Annotated in this window: 9 protein-coding genes; 5 read left to right on the top strand and 4 right to left on the bottom strand. The window is 65.0% G+C overall.

The window, feature by feature from the left end:
• Window positions 1-124: 124 nt before the first annotated feature.
• A complete protein-coding gene (locus tag PMN64_RS40650) occupies window positions 125-496 on the bottom strand; it encodes a hypothetical protein (protein WP_411784811.1) in 372 nt (123 codons plus the stop codon).
• Window positions 497-715: 219 nt separating this feature from the next.
• On the opposite strand from PMN64_RS40650, the gene PMN64_RS40645 reads away from it, so the two are divergent.
• Window positions 716-940 carry a hypothetical protein gene (locus PMN64_RS40645; protein ID WP_028344836.1) on the top strand — a complete coding sequence of 75 codons (225 nt, stop codon included), beginning with the start codon at window positions 716-718 and terminating at the stop codon, window positions 938-940.
• Between the two features lie 43 nt (window positions 941-983).
• Here the strand turns inward: PMN64_RS40645 and PMN64_RS40640 are convergent, their stop codons facing one another.
• Window positions 984-1,541, bottom strand: a complete 558-nt coding sequence (locus PMN64_RS40640; RefSeq protein WP_411784810.1) for a CreA family protein — start codon at window positions 1,539-1,541, stop codon at window positions 984-986.
• Between the two features lie 223 nt (window positions 1,542-1,764).
• Between PMN64_RS40640 and PMN64_RS40635 the strand changes: the two genes are divergently transcribed.
• The 4 genes from PMN64_RS40635 to PMN64_RS40620 all read left to right on the top strand — a co-directional run bounded on the left by PMN64_RS40635 (window position 1,765) and on the right by PMN64_RS40620 (window position 5,885).
• Window positions 1,765-3,468 (top strand): L,D-transpeptidase, encoded by a 1,704-nt coding sequence (locus PMN64_RS40635; protein WP_411784809.1) that lies wholly within the window; start codon window positions 1,765-1,767, stop codon window positions 3,466-3,468.
• A gap of 107 nt (window positions 3,469-3,575) precedes the next feature.
• On the top strand, window positions 3,576-4,145 hold the full coding sequence (locus tag PMN64_RS40630) for a glutathione peroxidase (RefSeq protein WP_411784808.1): 570 nt from the start codon (window positions 3,576-3,578) through the stop codon (window positions 4,143-4,145).
• 172 nt (window positions 4,146-4,317) lie between these two features.
• The gene (locus PMN64_RS40625; protein WP_411784807.1) at window positions 4,318-5,310 is read left to right on the top strand and encodes a polysaccharide deacetylase family protein; all 993 of its coding nucleotides are present in this window, start codon (window positions 4,318-4,320) and stop codon (window positions 5,308-5,310) included.
• A 17-nt stretch (window positions 5,311-5,327) separates the two neighbouring features.
• Window positions 5,328-5,885, top strand: a complete 558-nt coding sequence (locus tag PMN64_RS40620; RefSeq protein ID WP_411784806.1) for a dihydrofolate reductase — start codon at window positions 5,328-5,330, stop codon at window positions 5,883-5,885.
• Window positions 5,886-5,991: 106 nt separating this feature from the next.
• Here the strand turns inward: PMN64_RS40620 and PMN64_RS40615 are convergent, their stop codons facing one another.
• Both PMN64_RS40615 and PMN64_RS40610 read right to left on the bottom strand, forming a co-directional pair.
• Window positions 5,992-6,444, bottom strand: a complete 453-nt coding sequence (locus tag PMN64_RS40615; RefSeq protein ID WP_028344830.1) for a DoxX family protein — start codon at window positions 6,442-6,444, stop codon at window positions 5,992-5,994.
• A 154-nt stretch (window positions 6,445-6,598) separates the two neighbouring features.
• Window positions 6,599-8,555, bottom strand: a 1,957-nt coding sequence (locus PMN64_RS40610; protein ID WP_411784805.1) for an NADP-dependent malic enzyme, incomplete at its 5' end; no start/stop codon positions are given.

Here is an 8,555-nt window from a genome sequence, read left to right as displayed (position 1 = left end):
GGATTGGGCCTGCGCGGCGCCCGCAAAGGGGCCCATCAGGACGAGCGATGCCAAGATGGCGGCGGAACAGATACGGAGCACCATGGGGGAGCCTTTACCGGCAGTTCTATTTTTTGCGTCGCGATCAGTTAGCCTGTGCCATCACCATCGAGGCCGGAGTGACCACCGGCGAGCCGTTATAGGAGAAGGTGCCGATTCCGGGCAAACCGCTGTCCGGGGAGCCTGCCATCGACGAACCGGCCATCACAAAGGCGAAGGCGAGGATCAGGCTCATGGTCCGCATCTGACAGTCTCCGTTATTCCGCTCGGCATCCGGCGCCGTTGTGTGACGGTCTGATAACGATCTGCCGTTTCCGGAGTTCTGCGGAACAAGCCGAAAATGGTTTCGTCGGACCTGGAATTGTTTCGTCGACCAGCGGTCCACGAAACATTCGCCGGAAAACACCAATGATTTCAGCGGCAGAAGCGTGCCTGGAAAGGCTGTTGAAAACTTCACGCGACAATGCCCGTCCCCGGCCACTGGCAGAGCGACGGCCAATTATGCGTGCAAACTGAACGAGCTAGCGCGCTTTGTTAACTTTCCTCTGCTGAGAGAGGAAGCAGCACAGCAAGTACGGCGGTGAACCGGGCGGCGGTTTGGCCGACTCATATCTGGGCGCCGTGCAACCATCTTCGCGGTGGCACGTTGTCGTAATCCCTCCCGATCCAACGAAGGATGTCAGTCGTGGGCAATGGCAACATCGGTGTTGGCAATGAATCCGCGGCGAGCAAATCCGGCCAGCAGCAGATGACGGCCGCGATGCCGCAGCAAGGCGCCTACGTCATGGGCGACAATGAGTGCGCGCCGCAGAAGCTGGTCCGCCTTGTCGGCTGCCGCGACTCGAAGGTCAAGCCGGGCCTTCGCATCAGCGCAAAGCAGTTCGGGCAAACCGAGCGCTAGCTCGCCCACGGCCTCAGCCGCCTGCGCCAAGCCCCTGCTCCAGCTATTGAATGAACTCGCCGCACTTCTGCACGGCGGCATCGGCCGCGCCCCACGGCATGATCGGCACCGACGACGTCGAGTTCTTTGGCGAGCCCTCGATCAGGCGGTCCGAATAGACCATGTAGACCAGCACATTGCGCTTGGCGTCGCAGCCGCGCACGATCTGCATCTTCTTGAAGAACAGCGACCGGCGCTTGCTGAACATGTCGTCGCCCTGCCCGAGCTTGGTCTTGAAGCGGATCGGCCCGATCTGCCGGCACGCCAGCGAGATATCGGAGACTTCCTCGGCAAGGCCAAGCCAGCCCTTGAAGCCGCCTTTCTCCGGCACCGTGAAGTGACAGGCGACGCCTTCGACCTCGGGATCGTCGACGCCATAGGTCGCGAGCTTGTCGTTGGGGCTCACCCATTTGAACACGGTGGAGCGGCGGAAGATCAGGTCCGGCTCGTCGGCCGCGGCCGCAGGACGTGCCTGCCCCAAAGCCAGCAACATCAGCAGCACTGCGCCCCCCCAGCGAGACAACCGTCGCAGGTCACACAAGCTCACATATCTCGATGTCATTGAGGTCTCCGCGGGGTGGGTCCCGCCTATGTAGTGCGCAAACGCCGCACAGGAAGGCGCTGACAGTTCGGTGATCGGACCGCGCGCTTTAACCTCTTGTGAGGCTTTTTTGCTACTCTTTCGTCGAAAATTCGCCCCTCACGGAAGGGTTAGAACGCTTGCGCTGGTGAACGCGTTGTGCGTCTGCGACAACCAACAGGTAGTTTGGACTGGGATTCGGAATATGCGCGCAGGTGGACGGCGGATTTCGATTTTTGATCTTGCGAATGAGCGGTTCTGGCAGTTTGCAATTCTGACGACCGCCGGCACCGTCGCCGCCTCCACACAGGCCGATGCAGCGCTCTATTACTGGAACCGCGACTCCGCCTTCTACGGCGACTACGAGCCGATGCCACAGCCGCACCGGCAGAAGCCGAAGCGCAACACGGCCAAGAAGAACCCGGCGCTCGAGAAGGAGGCCGGCAGCAAGCCGCAAGGTCCCCTGATCATCTCGGTCTCGATCGACCAGCAGCGGGTCAGCCTCTACGACGCCAACGGCCTCTATGCCGAGAGCCCGGTGTCAACGGGCATGAAGGGGCACTCGACCCCGATGGGTGTCTTCAGCGTCATCCAGAAGCAGAAGTATCACCAGTCCAACATCTACAGCGGCGCGCCGATGCCGTATATGCAGCGCATCACCTGGTCGGGCATCGCCATGCACGCCGGCGTGCTGCCCGGCTATCCGGCCTCCCATGGCTGCATCCGCATGCCGATGTCGTTCGCGGTCAAGATGTACAACTGGACGCGAATGGGCGCCCGCGTGTTCGTCACGCCCGGCACGATTTCTCCGGAGAGTTTCTCCCATCCGCTGCTGGTGACGCAGAAGGTGGCCCCGCAGCAGCCGGTCGCCGACGACATCCTGAAGATGGATGCGCCGCTCGGCGTGAAGAGCGACAAGGGCGCCGACAAGCAGTCCAGTCTCGACTTGCGCAGCAGCGTCGGCCATGCCGCCGCGTCGCTGCGCGACAACACCCACACCGCCGACGCCAGCAGCGCGATGCCGGCAGCGAGTGCGTCAGTGACAATGTCCGATGCGTCCTCTTCCGCAGCGCGTGACGCCATCGCGGAGAAGCTCGCAGCGGACAAGCCCGAGACGGCCGCCGCCGACAAGCCGGCCGAGACCAATTCCGCCGCCGCCCGCGACAGCTATACGACCACGAATGACAACACGGTCGGCGAAACCACCGCCAGCACCGACACGCCAAAAAGCGAGGTCTCCGCAAGCGATCCGGTGAAGGCGGAGGCCAAAGCCGACGAGCCCAAAGCGGACGCCGCCAAGCCCGGCGTTGCCGAGGCGCCCAAGACCGACGCATCGAAGACCGACGCATCGAAGGCCGCTGACAAGCCCGCCGACGCAGCGACCGCAGCCGATACGCCCGACGCCAAGAAGGATCCGGCACGGCTGCCGGGCACCGCCAGGATCGACGTGTCGAAGCGCGCCGGCCAGATCGCGGTGTTCATCAGCCGCAAGGATTCCAAGCTCTATGTGCGGCAGAATTTCGCACCGCTGTTCGAGGTGCCGGTGACGATTGCGGCGAGCGACCGGCCGCTCGGCACGCATGTGTTCACCGCGCAAGTCGACAAGACCGATACGAACCTGCTGCGCTGGTCGGTGGTGACGCTGCCGACCCGCAACGCTGGCCGCATCGACGTCGAGGAGCGCGCCTCGCATCGCCGCAAGGTCGCGGCCGCAGCGGTGGCCGAGGCCAAGCCGCAGCCGGTGACCAACACTCCGGCCGAGGCGCTCGACCGCATCTCGATTCCGGCCGACGTGATGGCGCGGATCAGCGAAGCGCTCGGCACCGGCGGATCGATCATCGTCTCCGACCTCGGTGTGAACCAGGGCGAGACCGGCGAAGGCACCGACTTCATCCTGCCGCTGCGCTGAGGTCTCCGTTCGGGCGACCCACTGGGACCGCCCATAACGCCTTCTTGAAAGCCTGAGCCGGCCCGCTGGATTAAGATGTCCACGACATCTGTTCCGGGGACGAGACCATGATGGACCGCAGGACATTGATCATGACGGCCTTTGCCGCGGCCGCAGGATCCGGTGCGCTGCATGCCGAGCAGCCCGCGATGAGCCGGATCACCGCCTACGCCTTCTCATTTCCGGCACTCGGCGGCGGCGATATCAGACTTGCCGACTATGCCGGCCGTCCCCTGATGATCGTGAACACGGCCTCGCTTTGTGGCTTCACGCCGCAATATGCCGGCCTGCAGCAACTCTGGACCGAATTCCGCGATCGCGGCTTCGTCATCGTCGGCGTCCCCTCCAATGATTTCGGCGGCCAGGAACCCGGCGGCCCGACCGAGATCGCGGAGACTGCGCAGCATCAATATGGCGTCACCTTCCCGATCGCGGCGAAAGCAATCGTCCGCGGAACGAGCGCGCATCCGTTCTACCGCTGGGCGGCGGAGGCCCGGCCCAAGGACGTGCCGCGCTGGAATTTTCACAAATACCTGATCGGCCGCGACGGCTACATCGCCGACGTTTTCGCTGAGTCGGTTGCGCCCGACGACACGCGCATCAAGACCGGGATCGCACGGGCACTGGCGGCCGCCTGAGATATCGCGATAATCCCCGGTATTAACTGATCCGATGAGGATTTTGGACACGCGCTCGCCACGTTCATTGCCTTGGCGTCGCCACTGCGACTAGGGTACGATCGGTTGGGGGGCGAAGCGACCCGGTCGCGGCATTGCCGGCGCCGGGAGCGCGATCAGCAGGGAACACGCCATGCGCATTGCGACAGGTCTGATTTTCGCAGGGACCGTATCGTTGCTCGCGTCGAGCGCAGCTTGGTCGCAGACGCCGCCCGCCAAGGGCGCCACCGCGGCACCAGCGGCCGCGGCTCCCGCGCCCGCCGCCGCAGCCCCGCCACAGGCAACCGCAACGGCAGCCCCGGTTCCGCCGAAGCAACCGCCGCAGCCGGCGCGCGCCGCCTGCAACAATCCGAACGCGCTCGGCGTCGGCCGCACGGTCGAGATCGACACCACCGGCGGTCCCGGCTTCGGCTTCGAGCATTTCAAGCAGCTCGACTTCCTGCGCGACCATGAGGTGGTGCTGACCTTCGACGACGGCCCCTGGCCGGGCAACACGCCGGCGGTGCTGAAGGCGCTCGCGGATGAATGCACCACGGGCATCTTCTTCCCGATCGGCAAGCATGCGACCTATCACCCCGAAATCCTGCGGCAGGTCTATGCCGCCGGCCACACGGTCGGCGCTCACACCTGGTCGCACGCCAATCTGAACAACAAGAAGCTCACCGAGGATCAGAAGAAGGACGAGATCGAGCGCGGCTACGCCGCGGTCAAGTGGGCGCTCGAGACCTCACCCTCGCCGTTCTTCCGCTTCCCGGCGCTGCAGCATCCGCCGGAGATGGTGACCTATCTCGGCAACCGCAACATCGCGATCTTCTCCTGCGACCTCGACTCCTTCGACTTCAAGGCGAGCAAGCCGCAGCAGGTGATCGACACCGTGATGAAGAAGGTGAACAAGCTCGGCAAGGGCATCATCCTGATGCACGACTTCCAGAAGCACACCGCGGAAGCCCTGCCCACGCTACTGACGCAGCTCAAGGCCGGCGGCTACAAGGTGGTCGCGATGCGCGCCAAGTTCCCGGTGACGGTGCTGCCGCAATACGAGCAGGAGCTCGCCAAGGACGTCAAGCTGCCGACCGTAAGCTCGCGCCCGGTGAACAGCGTCGTCACGACCGTCGATCAGCAATAGCGCCGGCGACAATCCTGGTGGGTGCGCTGCGTATCGAAGGCTTCGTCATCGTCTCCGCCGATGGCCGGCTGGCGAATGCGCGGAATGTGATGCCCGACGACCTCAAGATTGAGGGCGACAAGCGGTTCTTCACGGCGGCCCTCGACCGCGCCGACCTCGTCGTGCATGGCCGTCACTCCCAGGAAGAGCAGCCGAACGCGCCGAAGCGGCGGCGCCTGATCCTGACCAGCAAGGTCGCGGCCACCGCGCCCGACCCCGATAATCCGAAGGCGCTGCTGTGGAATCCCGCCGGCTGCCCGTTCGAGACCGCGAGCCGCGAGGCCGGCGTGACCTCGGGCATGGTCGCGATCATCGGCGGCCCCGGCGTGTTCGGCATGTTCATGGACCGCTACGACACGTTCTGGCTCTCGGTCGCGCCGAAGGTGCGCATCCCCGACGGCGAGCCGTGCTTTCCCGGCGTCCCTGCACGCACCCCGCAGCAGGTACTCTCAGCGCACGGCCTGCACGCCGGCGCGCCGGAACTGATCGACGCCGCGCATGATGTCAGCGTGACGCCGTGGCGGCGCGTGGGTTGAAAGCGGCAATGCCCGTAGGATGGGTAGAGCGAAGCGAAACCCATCGATTGCTCGGCACAAAGATGATGGGTTTCGCTGCGCTCTACCCATCCTACGCTGCCGCGTCCTACACGTCCCCATAGGCCGGGTCGTCGCGGCGCGGGCCGCGGCCGTAGCCGGCGATGATGAACAGCGCGCCGATCAGCGACAGGTTCTTCAGCGCATCGATCAGCGTCCTGAGGTTGTCGGGCGCCGGCTGATTCCAGAAATCATGAAAGTAGAAGGTGGCGAAGCACACGAAGATGATCAGGAGGATCGCGAAGAACCGCGCCAGCACGTTCACCGCGATCATCAGCCCCGCGACGATCTCGAAACCGCCGATCGTGATCGCCAGCAGCTGCATGAACGGCATGCCGACGGCGGCTTCGATCTGCTGCGTATAGGGCGCGACCACGGCCGGGATCGTCACCTTGGCCGCGAGCAGATCCGCCGTCGCCTGGATGCCGAACAGCTTGCTCGCTCCCGAATACAGGAACAGCACGGCGAACAGGATCCGCCCGAAGGTGATGAACGCTGGCATGGGTCGGCCTCACTGGATGGCGGAAATCGGACGAAGCAGGCGAAGCGATTATGGTCGCTCCGCCTGCCTCGATCAAATCGAATCCATCCCGGTTCAAACACGATGCGGAAAACCGCTGCGGTTTTCCGAACATAACGTGCTCAAACAACGGCCGTCAGCCGAACAGCGTCGGCTGCGCGCGGCCGGCGCGCTCCTGGGCTTCGACGGCGGCAACCGCCGTCATGTTGAGGATGCCGCGCGCCGTCACGCCGGGGGTGAGGATGTGCGCGGGGCGGGCCGGACCGATCAGGATCGGCCCCACCGGCAACGCGTTGGCGAGCGATTTGATCATCTGGTAGGCGATGTTGGCGGCATCGAGGTTCGGCATGATCAGGATGTTGGCCTCGCCTTCCAGCCGCGACTGCGGCAGCACCAGTCGCCGCGCCGCCGCCGACAGCGCGGTGTCGCCCTGCATCTCGCCGTCGGCCTCGATCTCCGGATGTTTGTCCTTCAGGAGCTGGGTCGCCCGCCGCATCTTGCGCGAGGAATCCGTGTCATAGCTACCGAAGTCGGAATGTGACACGAAGGCGACCCTCGGCTTGAAGGCGAAGCGCTGGACGTGGATTGCCGCGAGCGACGCCACTTCAGCGAGTTCCTCCGCGCTCGGGTTCGGCCGCACCTGGGTATCGGCGAGGAAATGGGCGCCGGTGGAGGTAATCATCAGCGCCAGCGCGGCATAGTCGCTGACACCCGGCAGGAAGCCGATGATCTCGCGGACATGGCGCAGATGGCTCATGTAGCGGCCCTCGACGCCGCACAGCATGGCGTCGGCCTCGCCACGCGAGACCGCAAGCGCCGCGATCACGGTATTGTTGGTGCGGACCACGGTCCGCGCGGCCTCCGGCGTCACGCCGCGCCGGCCGGCGACGTCGATATAGGACTGCACATAGGAACGGTAGCGCGGATCGTCCTCGGGATTGATCAGGTCGAAATCGCGGCCGGCCTTGATCGACAGACCGAAGCGCTTGATCCTGGTCTCGACCACCGACGGCCGGCCGACCAGGATAGGCCGCGCCAGCTTTTCCTCGAGCACCACCTGCGTCGCGCGCAGCACGCGCTCGTCCTCGCCTTCGGCGTAGATCACGCGCACCGGCTGGGTCTTCGCCTTGGCGAACACCGGCTTCATGGTGAGGCCGGAGCGGAAGGCGAAGCGTTCGAGATTGGCTGCGTATTCGTCGAAATTGGCGATCGGCCGGGTCGCGACGCCGGACTCGATCGCGGCCTTGGCCACCGCCGGCGCGATGCGCAGGATCAGGCGCGGATCGAACGGGCTCGGGATCAGCGAGCCCGGGCCGAACCCCTGGGTCTCGCCGCTCTCGAAACCATGGGCCACCGCATCCGACGGCGGATCGCGCGCGAGCTGCGCGATAGCATCCACCGCGGCGTGCTTCATCGCCTCGTTGATCGCGGTGGCGCCGACATCGAGCGCGCCGCGGAAGATGAAGGGGAAGCAGAGCACGTTGTTGACCTGGTTCGGGAAGTCCGACCGTCCGGTGCAGATCATCGCGTCGGGACGCGCCAGACGCGCCTCATCCGGCATGATCTCCGGCACCGGATTGGCAAGCGCCATCACCAGCGGCTTGTCGCCCATCTGCTTGACCATTTCAGGCTTCAGCACGCCCGGCGCCGACAGGCCGATGAAAATGTCCGCGCCCGGAATGACGTCGGCGAGCACGCGTGCGTCGGTCTTCTGGGTATAGACCGCCTTCCAGCGATCCATCGTCGTGTTGCGGCCGTCATAGACCACACCGTCGATGTCGCAGACCCAGATGTTCTTGCGCTGCGCCCCCATCGAGACCAGCAGATTGAGGGTTGCGATCGCAGCCGCGCCCGCGCCCGAACAGACGATCTTCACATCGGACAGTTGCTTGCCGTTCAACAACAGCCCGTTGACGATCGCGGCGGCGACGATGATGGCGGTGCCGTGCTGGTCGTCATGGAAGACCGGAATCTTCATGCGCTCCTTGAGCTGCGCCTCGATCTCGAAGCACTCAGGTCCGCGGATGTCCTCGAGGTTGATGCCGCCGAAGGTCGGCTCCAGCGCGGCGACGGTCTCGACCACGCGCTCGATC

It is taken from the genome of Bradyrhizobium sp. UFLA01-814 (assembly GCF_046718885.1).
In the GTDB taxonomy this organism is placed as follows: domain Bacteria; phylum Pseudomonadota; class Alphaproteobacteria; order Rhizobiales; family Xanthobacteraceae; genus Bradyrhizobium; species Bradyrhizobium elkanii.
This window is presented reverse-complemented; position numbering and strand designations above follow the sequence as displayed.